The 21,653-nt window shown below is 72.7% G+C and carries 19 protein-coding genes; 15 read left to right on the forward strand and 4 right to left on the reverse strand.

Annotated features, from left to right (window positions below; all coding sequences use genetic code 11):
- Window positions 1–127 precede the first annotated feature (127 nt).
- The gene (locus CD790_RS08650; protein ID WP_144382443.1) at window positions 128–1,357 is read right to left on the reverse strand and encodes a DUF349 domain-containing protein; all 1,230 of its coding nucleotides are present in this window, start codon (window positions 1,355–1,357) and stop codon (window positions 128–130) included.
- Window positions 1,358–1,581: 224 nt separating this feature from the next.
- A complete protein-coding gene (locus CD790_RS08655; protein WP_144382444.1) occupies window positions 1,582–2,373 on the reverse strand; it encodes a peptidylprolyl isomerase in 792 nt (263 codons plus the stop codon).
- Window positions 2,374–2,550: 177 nt separating this feature from the next.
- Here CD790_RS08655 and CD790_RS08660 point away from each other — a divergent pair, with 177 nt between their 5' ends.
- From CD790_RS08660 to CD790_RS08675, 4 genes are all read left to right on the forward strand, one after another.
- Window positions 2,551–3,267, forward strand: coding sequence for an MBL fold metallo-hydrolase (locus CD790_RS08660; RefSeq protein ID WP_144382445.1), 717 nt, complete (start codon window positions 2,551–2,553; stop codon window positions 3,265–3,267).
- Between the two features lie 11 nt (window positions 3,268–3,278).
- The gene (hisS, locus tag CD790_RS08665) at window positions 3,279–4,541 is read left to right on the forward strand and encodes a histidine--tRNA ligase (protein ID WP_144382446.1); all 1,263 of its coding nucleotides are present in this window, start codon (window positions 3,279–3,281) and stop codon (window positions 4,539–4,541) included.
- Window positions 4,542–4,942: 401 nt separating this feature from the next.
- Entirely contained in the window at window positions 4,943–5,599 is a 657-nt protein-coding gene (locus CD790_RS08670) for a vitamin K epoxide reductase family protein (protein ID WP_144382447.1), read from the forward strand.
- A gap of 96 nt (window positions 5,600–5,695) precedes the next feature.
- A complete protein-coding gene (locus CD790_RS08675) occupies window positions 5,696–7,048 on the forward strand; it encodes a replication-associated recombination protein A (protein WP_144382448.1) in 1,353 nt (450 codons plus the stop codon).
- 559 nt (window positions 7,049–7,607) lie between these two features.
- Here CD790_RS08675 and CD790_RS08680 read toward each other — a convergent pair.
- Window positions 7,608–8,351, reverse strand: a complete 744-nt coding sequence (locus tag CD790_RS08680) for a DUF2470 domain-containing protein (RefSeq protein WP_186318929.1) — start codon at window positions 8,349–8,351, stop codon at window positions 7,608–7,610.
- A 193-nt stretch (window positions 8,352–8,544) separates the two neighbouring features.
- Here CD790_RS08680 and rpsD point away from each other — a divergent pair, with 193 nt between their 5' ends.
- The gene (gene rpsD / locus CD790_RS08685; protein WP_144382450.1) at window positions 8,545–9,156 is read left to right on the forward strand and encodes a 30S ribosomal protein S4; all 612 of its coding nucleotides are present in this window, start codon (window positions 8,545–8,547) and stop codon (window positions 9,154–9,156) included.
- On the opposite strand, the gene CD790_RS08690 is transcribed toward rpsD, so the two are convergent.
- Window positions 9,144–11,321, reverse strand: a complete 2,178-nt coding sequence (locus CD790_RS08690) for an AAA family ATPase (RefSeq protein ID WP_144382451.1) — start codon at window positions 11,319–11,321, stop codon at window positions 9,144–9,146. The genes rpsD and CD790_RS08690 overlap by 13 nt on opposite strands.
- Before the next feature lie 150 nt (window positions 11,322–11,471).
- Here CD790_RS08690 and CD790_RS08695 point away from each other — a divergent pair, with 150 nt between their 5' ends.
- From CD790_RS08695 to aroQ, 10 genes are all read left to right on the forward strand, one after another.
- Entirely contained in the window at window positions 11,472–11,942 is a 471-nt protein-coding gene (locus CD790_RS08695; RefSeq protein ID WP_144382452.1) for a DUF948 domain-containing protein, read from the forward strand.
- An 8-nt stretch (window positions 11,943–11,950) separates the two neighbouring features.
- Window positions 11,951–12,277 carry a DUF6167 family protein gene (locus CD790_RS08700; RefSeq protein WP_144382453.1) on the forward strand — a complete coding sequence of 109 codons (327 nt, stop codon included), beginning with the start codon at window positions 11,951–11,953 and terminating at the stop codon, window positions 12,275–12,277.
- Window positions 12,277–14,946 carry an alanine--tRNA ligase gene (gene alaS / locus CD790_RS08705; protein ID WP_144382454.1) on the forward strand — a complete coding sequence of 890 codons (2,670 nt, stop codon included), beginning with the start codon at window positions 12,277–12,279 and terminating at the stop codon, window positions 14,944–14,946. Before CD790_RS08700 ends, alaS begins: the two co-directional genes overlap by 1 nt.
- 13 nt (window positions 14,947–14,959) lie before the next feature.
- Complete coding sequence (gene ruvX / locus CD790_RS08710) at window positions 14,960–15,424, forward strand: Holliday junction resolvase RuvX (RefSeq protein WP_144382771.1); 465 nt, start codon at window positions 14,960–14,962, stop codon at window positions 15,422–15,424.
- A gap of 268 nt (window positions 15,425–15,692) precedes the next feature.
- The gene (gene mltG, locus CD790_RS08715) at window positions 15,693–17,267 is read left to right on the forward strand and encodes an endolytic transglycosylase MltG (protein WP_313956486.1); all 1,575 of its coding nucleotides are present in this window, start codon (window positions 15,693–15,695) and stop codon (window positions 17,265–17,267) included.
- Between the two features lie 20 nt (window positions 17,268–17,287).
- Window positions 17,288–18,139, forward strand: coding sequence for a shikimate dehydrogenase (locus tag CD790_RS08720; protein WP_144382456.1), 852 nt, complete (start codon window positions 17,288–17,290; stop codon window positions 18,137–18,139).
- A gap of 217 nt (window positions 18,140–18,356) precedes the next feature.
- Window positions 18,357–19,541: a chorismate synthase gene (gene aroC, locus CD790_RS08725; protein WP_144382457.1), complete on the forward strand. Its 1,185-nt coding sequence runs from the start codon at window positions 18,357–18,359 to the stop codon at window positions 19,539–19,541.
- Window positions 19,542–19,582: 41 nt separating this feature from the next.
- Window positions 19,583–20,065, forward strand: a complete 483-nt coding sequence (locus tag CD790_RS08730; RefSeq protein WP_144382773.1) for a shikimate kinase — start codon at window positions 19,583–19,585, stop codon at window positions 20,063–20,065.
- Window positions 20,062–21,159 (forward strand): 3-dehydroquinate synthase, encoded by a 1,098-nt coding sequence (gene aroB, locus CD790_RS08735; protein ID WP_144382458.1) that lies wholly within the window; start codon window positions 20,062–20,064, stop codon window positions 21,157–21,159. The genes CD790_RS08730 and aroB overlap by 4 nt, the downstream gene beginning before the upstream one ends.
- A complete protein-coding gene (aroQ, locus tag CD790_RS08740; RefSeq protein WP_144382459.1) occupies window positions 21,156–21,638 on the forward strand; it encodes a type II 3-dehydroquinate dehydratase in 483 nt (160 codons plus the stop codon). The genes aroB and aroQ overlap by 4 nt, the downstream gene beginning before the upstream one ends.
- Window positions 21,639–21,653 lie beyond the last annotated feature (15 nt).

A 21,653-nucleotide genomic window follows, 5' to 3' on the forward strand; every position in this document is an offset into this window, starting at 1 on the left:
GCTGCGCCGTCGTGGTTTCTCGCCGTTGCGGCGGGATGGGGGCGCCGCCCGTACCAGCCGACGACAGGGGCCCCGGGTACCTGCGTACCCGGGGCCCCTGTGCGGTGTCAGCGTGCGTCGGAGGGCGTCAGCCGCCGAACTCCTCCAGGCCCTTGAGCGCCTGGTCCAGCAGCGCCTGGCGGCCCTCGAGCTCCTTGGCGAGCTTGTCGGCCTTGGCGTTGTTGCCGGCCGCGCGGGCGGCGTCGATCTGGCCGCGCAGCTTGTCGACGGCGTCCTGGAGCTGACCGGTGAGCCCCGCGGCACGGGCCCGCGCCTCGGGGTTCGTACGCCGCCACTCGGCCTCTTCGGCCTCCTGGATGGCGCGCTCGACGGCGTGCATCCGGCCCTCGATGCGGGGCCGGGCGTCGCGCGGGACGTGGCCGATGGCCTCCCACCGCTCGTTGATCGAGCGGAACGCCGCGCGGGCCGCCTTCAGGTCCGAGACGGGGAGCAGCTTCTCGGCCTCGACGACCAGCTCCTCCTTGCGGGTCAGGTTCTCCCGCTGCTCGGCGTCACGCTCCGCGAAGACCTCGCCACGGGCCTGGAAGAAGACGTCCTGGGCCCCGCGGAAGCGGTTCCAGAGATCGTCCTCGGCCTCCCGCTGGGCCCGTCCGGCGGCCTTCCATTCGGCCATCAGCTCCCGGTAGCGGGCGGCCGTGGGGCCCCAGTCCGTCGAGCCGGAGAGCGCCTCGGCCTCGGCGACCAGCCGCTCCTTGGCCTTGCGGGCCTCCTCGCGCTGCGCGTCCAGGGAGGCGAAGTGGGCCTTGCGCCGCTTGGAGAACGCCGAGCGGGCGTGCGAGAAGCGGTGCCACAGCTCGTCGTCGGACTTGCGGTCCAGCCGCGGCAGGCCCTTCCAGGTGTCCACCAGGGCCCGCAGCCGCTCGCCGGCGGCCCGCCACTGGTCGCTGGCGGCCAGCTCCTCGGCCTCGGCGACCAGCGCCTCCTTGGCCTGGCGCGCGTCCTCGGCCTGCCTGGCCTTCGCCGCCTTGCGCTCTTCGCGGCGCGCCTCCACCTCGCTGACCAGCTTGTCGAGCCGCTCGCTCAGCGCCTGAAGATCACCCACCGCGTGGTGCTCGTCCACCTGCACGCGCAGGTGCTCGATGGCGGTCAGGGCGTCCTTGGTCGACAGGTCGGTGGTCTTGACCCGGCGCTCCAGGAGACCGATCTCGACGACCAGGCCCTCGTACTTGCGCTCGAAGTAGGCGAGGGCCTCCTCAGGAGTGCCCGCCTGCCACGATCCGACGACCTGCTCGCCATCGGCCGTACGCACGTACACGGTCCCCGTCTCATCGACGCGGCCCCATGGGTCGCTGCTCACAGCGCCTCCTCCACATGATGCCGAGGCGGGCGCTCCGCCCGCTGGCATCGTCCACAGTTTCTTCCGGCCGGGCCACGCCCTGACCGGTCCGACGAGCTGCTGTCGCGCCGCCCGGTGGCCGGCGTGTTCGGTGCTGCAGGGCGGCAGCCGTCGGAGCAGGCACCCTGCACAACGCCAACATAGGCGACCGGCGCCCCGGCTGTCCGTATCCCGCGCGACTCAAATCAGTCCTTCTGAACGGTCGCCTTCTCGATGGTGACGGCCTTCTTCGGGGCGCCGTCCGTGACACCGCCCTCGACGCCCCCCGCGGCGATCTTCTCCAGGACCTTCAGCCCCTCGGCGTCCAGCGTGCCGAAGGGGGTGTAGTTGGGCGGGAGTTTGCTGTCCTTGTAGACGAGGAAGAACTGGCTGCTGCCGGAGTTCCGGGTCGCCTCGTCCACCCCGTTGTAGCGGTTGGCCATGGCCACCGTGCCCCGCGGGTAGACGCCGCCCTTCAGGCGCGGGTCCTTGAGGTTCTCGTCGGGGATGGTGTAGCCCGGCCCGCCCCGGCCGGTGCCGTCCGGGTCGCCGCACTGGAGCACGAAGATGCCCTCGACGGCGAGCCGGTGGCACGGCGAGCCGTCGAAGAAGTGCTTGTCCGCGAGGGACTTGAAGGAGTTCACGGTGCGCGGGGTCTTGGCGGCGTCCATGGCGATCCGGATGTCGCCGTGGTTGGTCTTCAGCGCCATCCCGTACTTCGCCTTCTTGTCGATCGTCATCGACGGCTCGGGCTTGGGGTCGGGGGTGGGCGGCGGGGTGGGGGTGTCGACGGCGTTCGGCGTCGCCCCCTTGTCGTCGTCGCCGGAGAACGCCCCCGCGGCGGCGACCACGACGCCCGCCGTGAGCACCACGGCGAGGGAGGAGGCGATCACCGTGTTGCGGCGCTTGGTCTTTCGCCGCGCCACCTCACGACGCTGCTGCTGCCGCTCGTACTTCGCGCGGGCGAGCTGCCGCCGCCGCTGCTCCTGACTGGCCACCGGGTTGTCTCCTCCGCGTCTGCGTCGTGGGGCGCCTGGCCGTACCGTATACGGGTTCGCCGCGGCGCGACCGCCGCCGGTAGGCTCTGGAACTGCCGTACAACTTTCTTCCGGACCATTCCGGACGATCGTTCCGGGCGACCGGGTGATCGATCCGGACGACAGTTAAGGACGAACGTGCTCATTGCCGGGTTCCCCGCCGGGGCCTGGGGGACCAACTGCTACCTGGTCGCCCCCGCCGCCGGCGAGGAGTGCGTGATCATCGACCCGGGCCACCAGGCGGCCCAGGGAGTCGAGGAGGCGATCGCCAGGCATCGGCTCAAGCCCGTCGCCGTCGTCCTCACCCACGGCCACATCGACCACGTCGCGTCCGTGGTGCCCGTGTGCGGCGCCCACGACGTGCCGGCCTACATCCACCCCGCGGACCGCTACATGATGAGCGACCCGGAGAAGGCCCTGGGCCGCTCCATCGGGATGCCGCTGATGGGCGAGCTCACCGTGGGGGAGCCGGACGATGTGCACGAGCTGACGGACGGCACCCGACTGAAGCTGGCCGGCATGGAGCTGACCGTCGCGCACGCGCCGGGCCATACCAAGGGGTCGGTGACCTTCCAGATGCCCGAACAGGCGGACATCCCATCCGTCTTCTTCTCGGGCGATCTGCTCTTCGCCGGCTCCATCGGACGCACCGACCTGCCCGGCGGTGACCATGGCGAGATGCTCGAATCCCTGGCGCGCGTGTGCCTGCCGCTCGAGGACTCGACCGTGGTGCTGTCCGGCCACGGCCCCCAGACCACCATCGGCCGCGAGCGTGCCACCAACCCGTACCTCCGGGAGGTGGCCGCCGGCCTCGGCGGCGGCGCACCCGCGCCCGCCCCGCGACGAGGAATGTGACGATTCACCCCGTGAGCACCTTCTCCGCCCCCCGTGGCACGTACGACCTGATCCCGCCGGACTCCGCGACCTTCCTCGCCGTGCGCGAGGCGATCTCCGCACCGCTCAAGCGCGCCGGATACGGCTACATCGAGACCCCCGGCTTCGAGCACGTCGAGCTCTTCTCCCGCGGCGTCGGCGAGTCCACCGACATCGTGACCAAGGAGATGTACACCCTCACTCAGCGCGGCAAGGAGCAGCTTGCGCTGCGCCCCGAGGGCACCGCCTCCGTGCTGCGCGCCGCGCTGGAGGCCAACCTGCACAAGACCGGGAACCTGCCGGTCAAGCTCTGGTACTCGGGCTCCTACTACCGCTACGAGCGCCCGCAGGCCGGCCGTTACCGCCACTTCTCGCAGGTCGGCGCCGAGGCGATCGGTGCCGAGGACCCGGCGCTCGACGCCGAGCTGATCATCCTGGCCGTCGACGCCTACCGCTCGCTGGGCCTGCGGAACTTCCGGCTGCTGCTGAACTCCCTGGGCGACAAGGAGTGCCGCCCGGCCTACCGGTCCGCCCTCCAGGACTTCCTGCGCGGCCTGGAGCTGGACGAGGACACCCGGCGCCGGGTCGAGATCAACCCGCTGCGGGTGCTGGACGACAAGCGGGAGGCGGTGCAGAAGCAGCTCGTCGGCGCGCCGATGCTCCGCGATCACCTCTGCGAGGCGTGCAAGGAGTACCACGAGCGGGTGCGCGAGCTGCTGCGCGCGGCCGGCGTGGAGTTCCAGGACGACCCCAAGCTGGTGCGCGGCCTGGACTACTACACCCGGACCACCTTCGAGTTCGTCCACGACGGCCTCGGCTCCCAGTCCGCCGTCGGCGGCGGCGGCCGCTACGACGGGCTGTCCGAGATGATCGGCGGCCCCGAGCTGCCGTCGGTCGGCTGGGCGCTCGGCGTCGACCGCACCGTCCTCGCGCTCAAGGCCGAGGGCGTCGAGCTGGACCTGCCCGCCGCCACCAGCGTGTTCGCGGTGCCGCTGGGCGAGGAGGCGCGTCGCGTCCTCTTCGGCGTCGTCACCGAGCTGCGCCGGGCCGGCGTCGCCACCGACTTCGCCTTCGGCGGCCGCGGGCTCAAGGGCGCCATGAAGTCGGCCAACCGCTCCGGCGCCCGCTTCGCCCTGGTCGCCGGCGAGCGCGACCTGGCCGAGGGCGTCGCGCAGCTCAAGGACATGGAGTCCGGCGAGCAGTCCGCGGTCCCGCTCGACGGGGTGCTCGACGCGGTCCGCTCGCGCCTCGGCTGACGCCCGGAGCGGCGGCGTACGGCTCCGCGTGGCCGTACGCCGCCGGTTTCCGGCGGGACGGCGGCGGTGCCGTACGCCGGGTTCCGGCGGAAGCGGCCGCGCGGTCGTCGCCGGTTTCCGGCCGAGGGTGGCGGCGCGGTCGTCGCCGCACCGCCGTCAACAACGAGCCCCCGACCTCATCCCGCCAGGCGATTCCCGCCCACGGATTCCGGTCCGGGCCGGCACGCCAGTCACGCCCTTACGCCCGTCCAACGACGGGCACGTCAGGATGGCCGAGGCTGTCGCATGGGGAACCGCGACGGACGGGGGTGCGGCACAATGACGGTGGCCGCCGACGCGGCAGTGGTGCTCTAAGGCGGCAATGCGGCCGCGTGGCCTCGGGAGACTCGGAAACGGCGGATATGGCGACGACAGTGGTTGAGGACGTGGACACGGAGCGGACACGGGGCGACGCGCGGAGCGCGGTCGGCGGCAGCCGCGCCCTCGGACTGCTCTTGGTGATCACCGGTGCGCTGGGCCTGCTCGCCGCCTGGATCATCACGATCGACAAGAACCACATCCTCGAGGCCAAGGTCGAGGGCAAGACCTACACCCCGGGCTGCAGCCTCAACCCCATCGTCTCCTGCGGCAACATCATGGAGAGCGATCAGGCCGAGGCCTTCGGCTTCCCCAACCCGATGATGGGCCTGGTGGCGTACGGGATCGTCATCTGCGTCGGCATGTCGCTGCTGGCCGGGGCGCGCTTCCCGCGCTGGTACTGGCTGACCTTCAACGCCGGCACGCTCTTCGGCGTGGCCTTCTGCACCTGGCTCCAGTACCAGTCGCTGTACGTCATCGGCTCGCTCTGCCTGTGGTGCTGCCTGGCCTGGGTCGCCACCATCGTGATGTTCTGCTACGTGACCGGGCACAACCTCAAGCACGGCTTCCTGCCGGCCCCCGAGGGGCTCAAGCGTGGCCTGATGGAGTTCCACTGGGTGGTGCCGGTGCTCTGGGTCGCCGTCATCGGGATGCTCATCCTGACCCGCTGGTGGGACTTCTGGACCGGCGGCACCGCCTGACCCGGTCCCGTCCCGGCCTCGCCCCGCGCCGCCCGATCAGCCGCCACCGGCCTGATCCGGGCGGCGTTGTCAGTGTCGTCGCATAGGCTTCCGAACGTGGAGCCAGACCTGTTCACCGCCGCCGCAGAGGAACGCCAGGAGAAGGACCCGGCCAGTAGTCCGTTGGCGGTCCGGATGCGCCCGCGCACCCTCGACGAGGTGGTGGGCCAGGGCCATCTGCTGCGCCCCGGCTCGCCGCTGCGCCGGCTGGTGGGAGAGGGCAGCGGCGGCCCGGCCGGGCCGTCCTCGGTGATCCTCTGGGGGCCGCCCGGCATCGGCAAGACCACGCTGGCCTATGTGGTCAGCCAGGCCACCCAGAAGCGCTTCGTCGAGCTCTCCGCGATCACCGCCGGGGTCAAGGAGGTGCGGGCCGTCATCGACGGTGCCCGCCGCTCCACGGGCGCCTACGGCCGGGAGACGGTGCTCTTCCTGGACGAGATCCACCGTTTCAGCAAGGCCCAGCAGGACTCGCTGCTGCCCGCCGTGGAGAACCGCTGGGTCACGCTCATCGCGGCCACCACGGAGAACCCGTACTTCTCGGTCATCTCCCCGCTGCTGTCCCGCTCGCTGCTGCTCACCCTGGAGCCGCTGACCGACGAGGACCTGCGCGGGCTGCTGCGGCGCGCGCTCACCGAGGAGCGCGGGCTCGGCGGAGCGGTCACCCTCCCCGAGGACGCGGAGGCGCACCTGCTGCGGATCGCCGGCGGCGACGCCCGGCGGGCGCTGACCGCCCTGGAGGCCGGCGCGGGCTCGGCGATGGCCAAGGGCGAGTCCGAGATCACCCTGTCCACGCTGGAGGAGTCGGTCGACCGCGCCGCGGTGAAGTACGACCGCGACGGCGACCAGCACTACGACGTGGCCAGCGCCCTCATCAAGTCCATCCGCGGCTCCGACGTGGACGCGGCACTGCACTACCTGGCCCGCATGATCGAGGCGGGGGAGGACCCGCGGTTCATCGCGCGGCGGCTGATGATCTCCGCCAGCGAGGACATCGGGCTCGCCGACCCCACCGCCCTGCCCACGGCGGTGGCCGCCGCCCAGGCGGTCGCGATGATCGGCTTCCCGGAGGCGGCGCTCACCCTCAGCCACGCCACCATCGCGCTGGCGCTGGCACCCAAGTCCAACTCCGCCACCACCGCCATCGGCGCGGCGCTCCAGGACGTCCGCGCGGGCCTCGCCGGTCCGGTGCCGCCCCATCTGCGCGACGGTCACTACCAGGGCGCCAAGAAGCTGGGCCACGCCCAGGGCTATGTCTACCCCCATGACCTCCCGGGCGGCATCGCCGCCCAGCAGTACGCGCCCGACGCCATCCACGGCAAGCGCTACTACGAGCCGACCCGCTACGGCGCGGAGGCCCGCTACGCGGACATCGTGGAGCGGGTGCGGCAGCGCCTACGCGGCACGGAGTAACCCCCCCGGGCCTCGCGTCCCCCGCGAGAGCTTGACCCCGCCCCGGCCCCGCCGACCCGCGCCACCCAGGCCGAACCCCGAAGCGGGGTACTCCCTTCCGCCGCGACGGCGAGAGGTGAGACGTGCGAGCCCGGCGGCGCCGAGCCGGCATCGGCCTCGTGCGGGGCGGCGCCGCCGGGGGCCGTACGGGCTGGCTGCCGCGACGGCGGAACGGGGCGCGACGGTGGAACGGGGCGCAGAGCTGACGCGGGGCCGCGCCGGGACGGCGGGGGTCTGCCGGCCATGGGCCTGGAACGCCGGGGGCGGGCACTCCGTTCCGCCGCGACGGCGAGAGGTGAAACGTGCGAGCCCGGCGGTGCCGAGCCGGCATCGGCCTCGTGCGGCGCGGCACCGCCGGGCGGGCCGTACGGGTCGGCCTCGTGCGGCGCGGCACCGCCGGGCGGGCCGTACGGGTTGGCTGCCGCGACGGCGGAACGGGGCGCGACGGCGGAACGGGGCGCGACGGCGGAACGGGGGGCCGGGCCGGGACCGCAGGCGCGTTCGCGATGCCGATCCCGCGTCAGCCCCTCACGCCGGCGAACAGCATGTGCATGGCCCGGCGGAGTTCGCAGATGTCGCGCACCGGCTCGGGGAAGTCGAAGCGGGCGTCGAAGGGGCGCCCGTCGGCCCCCGTGAAGCGGACGCGCAGGCCGAAGCGGTCGAGCGCGACGGGGACGGGCGGACGACCGTGTGCCGAGCGCGCCGCCCGGGGGCCGAGCAGGGCCGTCAGACCGCTCACCTGCTCGCTGTGGGCGGCGTGCAGGTGCTGGAGGAGCTCCGCCTCATGCGCCGCGAGCGGATCGGGCGCCGCCTCGGCGAGCTCCTCGGGGTCGGCGTGCTCCGCACCCCACAGGTCGTCCACGCACGCCTCGCTCACCTCGAGCCGCAGCAGCGTCCACGTGGGCCGGGCCGGACCCGGGTGGCCCGGGGCGGGGGCGTCCTCCGGTGCCAGGGCGAGGACCTCCCCGACCGGGTGCTGCTCGGCGAGGAGCATCGCGCACGCGGCCCGCTCCTCGTCCCGGACGGTGGTGAGCCAGCCCGCCACCCAGGCGCGGCCGCGGATCCGGTGCGGGACGGAGACGGGGGCGACGTCCGTGATCTCCATCACGCACACCACGTCGTCGGCCTGGGCGTGCGCGGCTGCCCGGGCCGCGGCAGAGCGCCCCGGAACAAGCAGTAGGATGTCTCCGTTCAGGGTGACGGCGCGTGCGGCGGGTTCGCTGCCGCCGAGCTCGTCGACCTCCTCGATTCCGGGAATCGACAAAGACCCCGTAGCCTTGGACTCCACGAGGGTGCGTACACGCTCCGCGGCCGTTGGTCGTGGGGTTCCTTCCACGGGACGCGGCTGACCCTTCTCGATGCTTTGACGAGCGTTGGGCAGGGGGATCCCAGGAAGAATCATGCGCTCTCCTCGACTAAGGTAAGGCTCACCTAACTTACATGGAGGATCGGTTCACGTGAACCAGTCGCGTCCCAAGGTCAAGAAGTCGCGTGCCCTCGGCATTGCGCTGACCCCGAAGGCCGTCAAGTACTTCGAGGCCCGTCCGTACCCGCCGGGCGAGCACGGCCGTGGCCGCAAGCAGAACAGTGACTACAAGGTTCGTCTGCTGGAGAAGCAGCGCCTTCGCGCCCAGTACGACATCAGCGAGCGCCAGCTGGCCCGTGCCTACGACCGCGCCCGCAAGGTCACCGGCAAGACCGGTGAGGCCCTGATCGTCGAGCTGGAGCGCCGTCTGGACGCGCTCGTTCTGCGCTCGGGCATCGCCCGCACGATCTACCAGGCCCGCCAGATGGTCGTCCACGGCCACATCCAGGTCAACGGCCAGAAGGTCGACAAGCCGTCCTTCCGGGTCTCCCCGGACGACGTGGTGACCGTTCGCGAGCGCAGCCGCGAGAAGCACCCGTTCCAGGTCGCCCGTGAGGGTGGCTACGCCGGCGAGGGCGAGACCCCGCGCTACCTCCAGGTGAACCTGAAGGCGCTCGCGTTCCGCCTCGACCGGGACCCGAACCGCAAGGAGATCCCGGTGATCTGCGACGAGCAGCTCGTCGTCGAGTACTACGCCCGCTGACCTGGCGGCACGTACAACTCATCGTGCTCGGCCCGCTGGTCCTCCGCCGTCTTCGGATGGCGGGGCCCCGGCGGGCCGTCCGCGTCTTCGTCCTCGTCGCTGAGCGCCTGCGTCACCGCCGTCTCCAGGCCGTCGCCCCGGCCGAGCCGCAGCGCCTCCTCGTACCCCGCCTCGCCCAGCGCCCCGCGCGCCCGCTCGGCGCAGGCGTCGTGCGGCGGGTCCAGCCGCCGCCAGCCGAACCGCTCCTCGCCGAAGCTGCTCCAGCCGGTGCGCGCCGCCCCCAGCAGCCGCGCCGCCAGCTCCGGCTCCTCGCCCACCATCAGCGGCGCCAGAAGCTCCAGCGCCATGGTCTGACCGACCACGTCGTGCAGCTCGCGCTTGAGGGCGAGGCACTCCCGCAGCAGCTCGCGCGCCGGCTCCTCCTCGCCGCGTGACCACCGCACATACGCCAGCACGTACAGCGCGTACGAGCGGGCCCAGTGCTCGCCCGCATCGGCCGCGATCTCCCGCACCTCCTCGCACAGCGCCTCCCCGCCCGCCAGGTCGCCCGCGAAGGCCAGCACCAGACCCAGCTGCACCTGGGCGAGGAGCACCATGGCGTTCAGCTCGCCCAGCGTCCCGAAGCGCTCCAGGCTCTCGCGCAGCAGCCGCTCCGCCCGTGGCAGATCGTCGCTGACCATGGCCGCCGCGCCCAGCATCTGGGTGGCGTACGCCGCCGCGGCGTGGTCTCCGCACTCCTCGGCGAGCCCGACGCACTCGTGCAGCAGGCTCAGGGCCGGCACCGGCTCGCCGCGCGCCACCGCGGCCAGTCCCGCCACCCACAGCGCCTTGGCCCGCGCCTCCGGCTGCTCACCGTCCAGCGCCAGCGCCCGGTCCAGCCACGCCTGGCCCTCGGCGAGCCGTCCGCAGCCGACCCAGTAGAACCACAGCGCACCGCTCAGATACTGGCCGACGTGCGCGTCGCCCGGCGTCTCCAGGGAGTACTCCAGGGCCAGCCGGAGGTTCGGCAGCTCCCGGTCCAACCGCGCCGCCACCTCGGTCTGCCGCGGGCCGAACCAGTCCAGTTCGCACCAGGTGGCCAGCCCCAGGTACCAGTCCCGGTGCCGGCGGCGCAGCCACTCCGTCTCGCCCAGCTCCGCCAGCCAGTAGGCGCCGTACTCCCGCACCGTCGCCAGCAGCCGGTAGCGGGCCTGGCCGGCCTCCTCCTCGCGGATCACCACCGACTGGGCCACCAGGCCGGTCAGCGCCGTCAGCACCTCGTCGCCGGCCAGCCCCGACCCGGAGCACAGATACTCCACCGCGTCCAGGTCGAAGTCCCCGCCGAAGACCGACAGCCGCGCCCACAGCAGTCGCTCCTCGGGCGAGCACAGCTCATGGCTCCAGCCGATCGCGGTGCGCATCGACTGATGGCGGGGCAGTGTGCCGCGGCCCGACCCGGCCAGCACCCGGAACCGGTCGTCCAGCCGGTGCAGCAGCTGCTCCACCGAGAGCGCGCGCAGCGCCCCGGCCGCCAGCTCCAGCGCCAGCGGCAGACAGTCCAGTCGACGGCACAGCGCCGCTACGGCCTCCCGCTGCCGGCGCGCGGTCGCCGCGAATCCGGGCAGCACGGCCGCGGCCCGCTCGGTGAACAGCTCCGCCGCCTCCGTCTCGGCGACCATCGGGGACAGCGGGAAGCAGTGCTCGCCCGCCGCCTCCAGCGGTCGCCGGCTGGTGACCAGCACCCGCAGCCGTGGCGCCCGGCTGAGCAGCGCCCCCACCAGCTCCGCGCACTCGTCCACCAGGTGCTCGCAGCCGTCCAGCACCAGCAGCGCCGCGGCCTCCGTCGGCTCGTTGAAGTGCCGGGCCAGCGCCGCGCTCGGCGTCCGCGCGGACGAGTCGGGGAGCCCGAGCGCGGCCACCACGGCGGGTGCCAGCCGCTTCCCGACGCGCTGCGCGGACAGTTCGACCAGCCAGACGCCCCCGCAGAAGCGATCCTGCGACCGCTCGGCCACACGCAGTGCCAGGCGTGACTTTCCGACCCCGCCGATGCCCGTCACGGTGACCAACCGGGCCTCGCCGAGCAGCCGCTCCAGCGCTGCCAGTTCGGCCGCGCGGCCGACGAACCGGTCGACCGGGGCGGGGAGGTTGCCCGGAACGGCCGGGTGCGGAGGGCGAGGGCTTCGCATGGAACACGGAGCGTACTGAACGGTTTGCGCACCGTACAATCCCGCGGGGCCGTGCCTGCGCGTGGCGCCCTTTATCTGGTACGGGCGCGTACCCTCGGCGCGATAAGGTCGATACCTGTCAAACGACGAGGCAGCAGGGAGCGGTGCAACGTGTCCGGTGGTGAGGTGGCCGGGATTCTCGTGGCCGTCTTCTGGGCGATTCTCGTGTCGTTCCTCGCGCTCGCGCTGGTGCGGCTCGCGCAGACGCTCAAGGCGACCACCAAGCTGGTGGCGGACGTGACCGAACAGGCGGTCCCGCTGCTCAGCGAGGCGTCCGCGACCGTGCGCTCCGCCAACACCCAGCTCGCCCGGGTGGACTCGATCGCCGCCGACGTCCAGGAGGTCACCGCCAACGCCTCCGCGCTCTCCTCGACGGTCTCCTCGGCCTTCGGCGGGCCGCTGGTGAAGGTCGCCGCCTTCGGCTACGGGGTGCGCCGGGCGATGGGCCGCACGGCCCCGGCCGCGCCCGAGCCCGCGCCCGAGCCCGCGCCCGAGCCGAGGCCCCGGCGCACCGTCATCGTCGGCAAGACCGTGCCGTCCGCGCGTGGGGGCGGCCGCCGCAACCGTGGATCGAAGGGCTGAGAGACCGGATGTTCCGCCGCACGTTCTGGTTCACCACCGGCGTCGCAGCCGGCGTGTGGGCCACCAACAAGGTCAACCGCAAGCTGAACGCGCTCAAGCCGGAGAGCCTGGCCGCGCAGGCCGTCGACCGCGCCGCGCTCGCCGGCCGACGGGTCAAGCTGTTCGCGCTCGACGTGCGCGACGGCATGGCGGACCGCGAGGCGGCGCTCAAGGAGGCGCTCGGCCTGTCCGCGGTGGACGACCCGGCCGGGGCACCGCAACTGCCCGCGCCGCGGAACCGCGCCCAGCTCACCCACCCCCACCCCACCCGCAACACCGGAAATGAGGACCACTGATGGAGTCGGCTGAAATCCGCCGCCGCTGGCTGCGCTTCTTCGAAGAGCGCGGGCACACCGTCGTGCCGTCGGCGTCGCTCATCGCCGACGACCCGACCCTGCTGCTGGTCCCGGCGGGCATGGTTCCGTTCAAGCCCTACTTCCTGGGCGAGGTCAAGCCGCCCTTCCCGCGCGCCACCAGCGTGCAGAAGTGCGTGCGCACCCCCGACATCGAAGAGGTCGGGAAGACCACCCGGCACGGCACGTTCTTCCAGATGTGCGGCAACTTCTCCTTCGGCGACTACTTCAAGGAAGGCGCCATCAAGCTCGCCTGGGAGCTGCTGACCACCTCGGTGGCCGACGGCGGCTACGGGCTGGAGCCGGAGAAGCTGTGGATCACCGTCTACCAGGACGACGACGAGGCCGAGCAGATCTGGCGGGACGTCATCGGCGTCCCCGCCGAGCGCATCCAGCGCCTGGGCAAGAAGGACAACTTCTGGTCCATGGGCGTCCCCGGCCCCTGCGGCCCCTGCTCCGAGATCAACTACGACCGGGGCCCGGAGTTCGGCGTGGAGGGCGGCCCGGCCGTCAACGACGAGCGCTACGTGGAGATCTGGAACCTGGTCTTCATGCAGTACGAGCGGGGCGCGGGCACCGGCAAGGACGACTTCCCGATCCTGGGCGACCTGCCCAGCAAGAACATCGACACCGGTCTCGGTCTCGAGCGCCTCGCGATGATCCTGCAGGGCGTCCACAACATGTACGAGACCGACACCCTGCGCGTCGTGATGGACAAGGCCACCGAGCTGACCGGCGTCGCCTACGGCGCCGAGGCCGGCTCGGACGTGTCGCTGCGCGTGGTCGCCGACCACCTCCGCACCTCCACGATGCTCATCGGCGACGGCGTCACCCCCGGCAACGAGGGCCGCGGCTACGTGCTGCGCCGCATCATGCGCCGCGCCATCCGCAACATGCGGCTGCTGGGCGCCACCGGCCCGGTCGTCGGCGAGCTGCTCGACGTGGTCATCGAGACCATGGGGCAGCAGTACCCGGAGCTGGTCACCGACCGCAAGCGCATCGAGACCGTCGCGCTCGCCGAGGAGGCCGCCTTCCTCAAGACCCTCAAGGCCGGCACCAACATCCTCGACACCGCCGTCTCCGACACCCGGGCCGCCGGCGGCACGGTGCTCGCCGGCGACAAGGCGTTCCTGCTCCACGACACCTGGGGCTTCCCGATCGACCTCACCCTGGAGATGGCCGCCGAGCAGGGCCTGACCGTGGACGAGGACGGCTTCCGGCGCCTGATGAAGGAGCAGCGGGAGCGCGCCAAGGCCGACGCCCAGGCCAAGAAGCACGGCCACGCCGACATGTCCGGCTACCGCGAGATCGCCGACAGCGCCGGTGAGACCGACTTCATCGGCTACACCAGCACCGAGGGCGAGTCCACGGTCATGGGCATCCTCGTCGACGGCGTGCCCTCGCCCGCCGCCAGCGAGGGCGACGAGGTCGAGATCGTCCTCGACCGCACCCCGTTCTACGCCGAGGGCGGTGGCCAGATCGGCGACACCGGCCGCATCAAGCTGGACAACGGCGCCGTGGTCGAGGTCCGCGACTGCCAGAAGCCGGTGCCCGGCGTCTACGTCCACAAGGGCGTGGTCCAGGTCGGCGAGGTGACCGTGGGCGCCACCGGCCACGCGGCCATCGACGGCACCCGGCGGCGCGCCATCGCCCGCGCCCACAGCGCCACCCACCTCACCCACCAGGCGCTGCGCGACGCGCTCGGCCCCACGGCCGCCCAGGCCGGCTCCGAGAACCAGCCCGGTCGCTTCCGCTTCGACTTCGGCTCCCCGGCCGCCGTGCCGGGCGCCGTCCTCACCGACGTCGAGCAGAAGATCAACGAGGTGCTCTCCCGCGAACTCGACGTGCACGCCGAGGTCATGGGCATCGACGAGGCCAAGAAGCAGGGCGCCATCGCCGAGTTCGGCGAGAAGTACGGCGAGCGGGTCCGTGTGGTGACCATCGGCGACTTCTCCAAGGAGCTGTGCGGCGGTACGCATGTGCACAACACCGCCCAGCTGGGTCTGGTGAAGCTGCTCGGCGAGTCCTCCATCGGCTCCGGTGTGCGCCGCATCGAGGCCCTGGTCGGCGTGGACGCCTACAACTTCCTGGCCCGTGAGCACACCGTGGTGGCCCAGCTGACCGAGCTGGTCAAGGGCCGCCCGGAGGAGCTGCCGGAGCGGATCTCCGGAATGCTCGCCAAGCTCAAGGACGCCGAGAAGGAGATCGAGAGGTTCCGCGCCGAGAAGGTGCTCCAGGCCGCCGCCGGGCTGGCCCAGGGCGCCAAGGACGTGGCCGGCGTGGCGGTCGTCACCGGCCAGGTGCCGGACGGCACCGGCGCCGACGACCTGCGCAGGCTGGTGTTGGACGTGCGCGGCCGGATCCCGGGTGACCGCCCGGTCGTGGTGGCGCTCTTCACCACGGCCAACGGCCGTCCGCTCACCGTCATCGCCACCAACGAGGCCGCCCGCGAGCGCGGCCTGAAGGCCGGCGACCTGGTGCGCGTCGCCGCCAAGACGCTGGGCGGCGGAGGCGGCGGCAAGCCTGACGTGGCTCAGGGCGGCGGCCAGAACCCGGCCGCCATCGGCGAGGCCGTCGAGGCGGTCGAGCGGCTCGTGGCCGGACAGGCGTGAGGTCGTGACACTGATGCGACGCGGCCGACGCCTCGCGATCGACGTCGGGGACGCCCGGATCGGGGTCGCCTCGTGCGACCCCGACGGGATCCTCGCCACGCCGGTGGAGACCGTGCCGGGACGCGACGTCCCGGCCGCCCACCGGCGCCTGGTGGCGATCGTCGAGGAGTACGAGCCGATCGAGGTCGTGGTCGGGCTGCCCCGCTCGCTCAGCGGGCGGGAGGGCCCGGCCGCGGCCAAGGTGCGGGCCTTCGCGCAGACGCTGGCCCGGCGCATCGCGCCGGTGCCGGTGCGGCTGGTTGACGAGCGTATGACAACCGTCACGGCGACCCAGGGAATGCGCGCTTCCGGAGTGAGCTCCAAGAAGGGCAGATCAGCCGTCGATCAGGCGGCCGCCGTGGTGATCCTGCAGAACGCGTTGGAGTCCGAACGAACGTCGGGGCGTCCTCCGGGTGAGGGCGTCGAGGTGGTCATGTGATCGCGATACGGTAACGTTCCGCGCGTTCAAGGCAACCGTTTGCCGTTCGCGTCACGAGCGCCCGGCCCGGCTGCCTCAGCGCGGCACTAGGGGATCGATGACTGAGTACCACCGGGGCCAGGGCTCGCAACCGTGGCCCGCCGAGGATCCCCTGTCCGCGGACGCGGGATGGCAGGGTCAGCCGGCCGGGGCGGGACACGACGCGTACACCCAGGCTCCTTTTGCCCACGATCCGTATACCCAGGGTCCCTATGGGCAGGATGCGTACATGCAGGGTGCCTTCCCGAACGATCCCTACGGTCAGCCGCAGCAGTACCCCGACCAGCCGCAGGATCCCCACCAGCAGCAGTGGAACGGCCAGCAGGGCGGCGGCTACCCGCAGCAGGCGCAGGCGGGGTACGGCGATGGGCAGGGCGGTCCCTACGGGGGCGGGCCCGACCCCGCCGATCCGTACGCCCGGCCCGTCGACCCCTACGCCGGCGCGCAGCCCGACTACTACGCCACCCCGAACGCCTACCCGCCGCCCGAGCCGCCCTACGCCCGGGGGCAGGGCCCCCGGCAGGCCGACCACGCGGCACAGGGACAGCAGGCACCGCAGGCGGTCGCGGAACCCCCGGCCCCGGCGCGGGAGGGCGAGCGGGGCGACCTGGCCGACGGCGACGACGGGGACGACTCCTTCTTCCCCGAGGGCGGACGCGGCCGCTTCGTGGCCACGGACGAGGACGACGCGGACGAGGACGACGCCCCGGCCCCCGAGCGACGCGGCAAGAAGTCCAAGCGGCGCAACGGCATGGCCTGTCTGGTGGTCACCGTCGTCCTCGGCGGCTTCGTCGCCGGCGGCGGCTACTTCGCCTACGACTTCTGGAAGAGCCGCTTCGGCTCGCCCCCCGACTACTCCGGCCAGGGCACCGGAGAGGTCCAGATCGAGGTGCCCCAGGGCGCGGTCGGCAGCGAGATCGGCAACATCCTCCAGCGCGAGGGTGTGGTGAAGAGCACCGGCGCCTTCGTCGAGGCCGTGGAGAGCAGCGGCAAGGCCATCCAGCCCGGCACGTACACGCTGCGCAAGGAGATGTCCGCGGCGTCCGCGGTCCAGTTGATGACCGACCCGGCCAGCCAGAACGGGCTGATCGTCACCGAGGGCATGCGCAACGTCCAGGTGTACGCGGCGATCGACAAGAAGATCGGCCTGAAGGCGGGCACCACCGCGGGCATCGCCGAGAACGAGGCCAAGAACCTCGGGCTGCCCGCCTGGGCCGACGACAACCCGCAGATCAAGGACCCGCTGGAGGGCTTCCTCTTCCCGTCCCGCTACAGCGTGGGCAAGGGCGCCAAGCCGGCCGAGGTGCTGCGGCAGATGGTCTCCCAGGCCAAGCAGCAGTACGCGAAGGTCGATCTGGAGGGCAAGTCCAAGAAGCTGGGGCTGAAGTCCCCGCTGCAACTGGTCACGGTCGCCAGCCTGGTGCAGGCCGAGGGCGTCACCCACGAGGACTTCCGGAAGATGGCCGAGGTCGTCTACAACCGGCTCAAGCCCACCAACACCGAGACCAACGGCAAGCTGGAATTCGACTCGACCTACAACTACATCAAGAACCAGAGCAAGATCGACATCACCCTCGAAGAGATCAAGAACTACGACAACCCGTACAACACGTACTTCTACAAGGGCCTGCCGCCCGGCCCGATCGGCAACCCCGGCGCCGAGGCCCTGAACGCCGCGGTGGACCCGACCGACGAGGGCTGGTACTACTTCATCTCGTTCGACGGCAAGACCTCGAAGTTCACCAAGACCTACGCCGACCACAAGAAGCTGGTCGACGAGTTCAACCGACAGCGCGCCGACTAGAGGCCGGACAGAGAGAGCAGATGTCTGACGACCGCAGGGCGGCGGTGCTCGGCTCCCCGATCGCCCACTCCCTCTCGCCGGTGCTGCACCGCGCCGCCTACGCCGAACTCGGCCTGAGCGGCTGGACCTACGGCCGCTTCGAGGTCGACGAGGCCGCGCTGCCGGGCTTCTTCGAGCGGCTCGGCACGCCCGGTGAGCTCGCCGGCGCGTGGGCGGGGCTGTCGCTGACCATGCCGCTCAAGCGGACCGTCATACCCCTGCTCGACGCCGTCAGCGAGACCGCGGCCTCCGTCGAGGCGGTCAACACCGTGGTGTTCACCCCGGACGGGCGCCGGCTCGGCGACAACACCGACATCCCCGGCATGGTGGCCGCGCTGCGCGAGCGCGGCGTCGAGCGGGTGGAGCGCGCCGCCGTGCTGGGCGCCGGCGCCACCGCCTCCTCCGCCCTCGCCGCGCTGGCCCTGGTCTGCGACGGGGAGGTCACCGCGTACGTCCGCTCCGCGGAGCGCGCCGCCGAGATGCGGCAGTGGGGGGAGCGGCTCGGAGTGGCGGTGCGCACCGCCGACTGGGAGCGGGCAGCCGAGGCGTTCGACGCCCCCCTGACCATCGCGACCACCCCGGCGGGCGCCACCGACGCCCTGGCCGCCGCCGTCCCCGAGCGCCCGGGTGCGCTCTTCGACGTGCTCTACGACCCGTGGCCCACCCCGCTCGCCGCCGCCTGGTCGGCGCGTGGCGGCGCCGTCGTCGGCGGGCTCGACCTGCTGGTGCACCAGGCCGTGCTCCAGGTCGAGCAGATGACCGGCCGCGGGCCGGCGCCGCTGGCCGCGATGCGCGCGGCGGGCGAGGCCGCGCTGGCGGCGCGCGCTTCCTGACGACCCCGCGCCCCGGCGCCCGGTGGGGCGCGTCAGGCCGCCAGGCGCGGCCGGAGGCGTCCACGTTCGCGTCCACTGACTGGACCGTGTGCCGGTGTGACAGGCCGGACGTGGGAGGATCGAGGTGGCGGACCAGGGCCGCGCGCCCCCGGCGGAGGCCGGGAGGTGCCCCCGGGTCGCGCCGCCGTATGCCGAGGCGCGAGCAAGAGGAGCACCGTTGAGCAGGTTGCGCTGGCTGACCGCGGGGGAGTCGCACGGCCCCGCACTCGTCGCGACGCTGGAGGGTCTGCCCGCCGGCGTGCCGATCACCACCGACATGGTGGCGGACGCGCTCGCGCGGCGGCGGCTCGGCTATGGGCGCGGCGCGCGGATGAAGTTCGAGCGGGACGAGGTCACCTTCCTCGGCGGCGTCCGGCACGGCCTGACCCTCGGCAGCCCGGTGGCCGTCATGGTCGGCAACACCGAGTGGCCCAAGTGGGAGCAGGTCATGGCGGCCGACCCGGTCGATCCCGAGATCCTCGCCGGGCTGGCCCGCAACGCCCCGCTGACCCGCCCGCGCCCCGGCCACGCCGACCTCGCCGGCATGCAGAAGTACGACTTCGACGAGGCCCGGCCGATCCTGGAGCGCGCCAGCGCCCGGGAGACCGCGGCCCGCGTCGCGCTCGGCGCCGTCGCCCGCTCCTACCTCAAGGAGACGGCCGGCATCGAGATCGTCTCGCACGTCGTGGAGCTGGCCGCCGCCAAGGCGCCGTACGGGGTCTACCCGACCCCCGCCGACGTGGCCAAGCTCGACGCCGACCCGGTGCGCTGCCTGGACGCGGACGCGAGCAAGGCGATGGTCGCCGAGATCGACCAGGCCCACAAGGACGGCGACACCCTCGGCGGCGTCGTCGAGGTGCTGGCCTACGGCGTCCCGGTCGGCCTGGGCTCCCATGTGCACTGGGACCGCCGCCTCGACGCGCGGCTGGCCGCCGCCCTGATGGGCATCCAGGCGATCAAGGGCGTGGAGGTCGGCGACGGCTTCGACCTGGCCCGCGTGCCCGGCTCGAAGGCGCACGACGAGATCCTGCCGACGGCCGACGGGATCAAGCGCGCCTCCGGTCGCTCCGGCGGCACCGAGGGCGGCCTGACCACCGGCGAGCTGCTGCGGGTGCGGGCCGCGATGAAGCCCATCGCCACCGTGCCGCGCGCCCTGGCCACCGTCGACGTCACCACCGGCGAGCCCGCCCAGGCGCACCACCAGCGCTCCGACGTCTGCGCGGTGCCGGCCGCCGGCATCGTCGCGGAGGCCATGGTGGCGCTGGTGCTGGCCGACGCCGTCGCGGAGAAGTTCGGTGGCGACTCGGTCGGCGAGACCCGCCGCAACGTCCAGGGCTTCCTCGACAACCTGGCCATCCGGTGACCGACACCGGGAGCGGCCCGGCGGTCGTCCTCGTCGGGCCCATGGGCGTCGGCAAGACCACCGTGGGCCGGCTGCTCGCCGAGCGGCTCGGCACCGCCTTCCGGGACACCGACGCGGACATCGTCGCGACGGCCGGCAAGGAGATCGCCGACATCTTCGTCGACGAGGGCGAGCCGCACTTCCGCGAGCTGGAGCGGCAGGCGGTGCGCGCCGCGGTCGCCGAGCACACCGGCGTGCTGGCGCTCGGCGGCGGCGCCGTCATGGACGAGGGCACGCGGGCGCTGCTGGCCCGACTGCCCGTCGTCTTCCTGGAGATGGGCGTGGCCGAGGCCGTCCGGCGCACCGGCCTCGACGCGCCGCGCCCGCTGCTGGCCGTCAACCCCCGGCAGCGCTGGCGCGAGCTGATGGAGCAGCGCCGCCCGCTGTACACCGAGGTCGCGCGGGCCGTGGTCTCCACCGAGGACCGCACCCCCGCCGAGGTGGCCGACGCGATCATGGACGCTTTGGAGTTGAGGAAGGTATGAGCGGCACGGAGGCTCCCACCCGGATCCAGGTGGGCGGCAACGCGGGCAGCGATCCGTACGAGGTGCTGGTCGGCCGCCAGCTCCTCGGCGAGCTGCCCGGGATCATCGGCACGGCCGCCAAGCGGGTGGCGGTGCTGCACCCGGAGGCGCTGGCCGAGACCGGCGAGGCGATCCGCCAGGACCTGGCCGGACAGGGCTACGAGGCCATCGCGATCCAGCTGCCCAACGCGGAGGAGGCCAAGACCGTCGAGGTCGCGGCCTACTGCTGGAAGGCGCTCGGCCAGACCGGCTTCACCCGCAGCGACGTGATCGTCGGCGTCGGGGGCGGCGCGACCACCGATGTGGCGGGCTTCGTCGCCGCCACCTGGCTGCGCGGCGTGCGCTGGATCGCGGTGCCCACCACCGTGCTGGGCATGGTGGACGCGGCGGTCGGCGGCAAGACCGGCATCAACACCGCCGAGGGCAAGAACCTCGTCGGCGCGTTCCACCCGCCGGCCGGGGTGCTGTGCGACCTGGCCGCGCTGGAGTCGTTGCCGGTCAACGACTACGTCAGCGGTCTCGCCGAGATCATCAAGGCGGGCTTCATCGCCGACCCGGTGATCCTGGAGCTGATCGAGGCCGACCCGGCGGCGGCCCGCACCCCCGCCGGCCCGCACACCTCCGAGCTCATCGAGCGCGCCATCCGGGTCAAGGCGGAGGTCGTCTCCTCCGACCTGAAGGAGGCCGGGCTGCGCGAGATCCTCAACTACGGCCACACCCTCGCCCACGCCATCGAGAAGAACGAGCGCTACAAGTGGCGGCACGGCGCGGCCGTCTCCGTCGGCATGGTCTTCGCCGCCGAGCTCGGCCGCCTCGCCGGGAGGTTGGACGACGCCACCGCGGACCGGCACCGCGCCGTGCTGGAGTCCGTGGGCCTGCCGCTGACCTACCGCGGCGACCAGTGGCCCCGGCTGCTGGAGACCATGAAGGTCGACAAGAAGTCCCGCGGCGACCTGCTGCGCTTCATCGTGCTGGACGGTCTGGCCAGGCCCACGGTCCTGGAGGGCCCGGACCCGGCGGTGCTGCTGGCGGCGTACGGGGAGGTCTCCGCGTGACCGCCGAAGGCGCGGTCGGAGAGCCGGAGCGGGAGGGGGAGCACCGCAGGGTCCTCGTCCTCAACGGCCCCAACCTCGGCCGGCTCGGCAGCCGGGAGCCCGATGTGTACGGCGCGACCTCCTACGCCGGGCTGGTCGCCGAGTGCACCGCGCTCGGCGAGGAGCTCGGGTTCGACGTCGAGGTGCGGGAGACCAACGACGAGGGAGAGCTGGTCCGCTGGCTGCACGAGGCGGCGGACGGACGGATCCCCGTGGTGATCAACCCGGGCGCCTTCACCCACTACTCGTACGCCATGCGGGACGCCGCCGCGCAGCGCACCGCGCCGCTGATCGAGGTGCACATCTCCAACCCGCACGCGCGGGAGGAGTTCCGTCACAACTCCGTCATCGCCGCGGTGGCCACGGGCACGATCGCCGGCTTCGGAATCGGGTCGTATCGGCTGGCGCTGCGCGCCTTGGCGGGCGAATTGCCTGGTTGACGGTGTAGGCGGGTC

Origin of the sequence: Streptomyces sp. SAJ15, assembly GCF_007595705.1 — a bacterium.
Classification (GTDB): domain Bacteria; phylum Actinomycetota; class Actinomycetes; order Streptomycetales; family Streptomycetaceae; genus Streptomyces.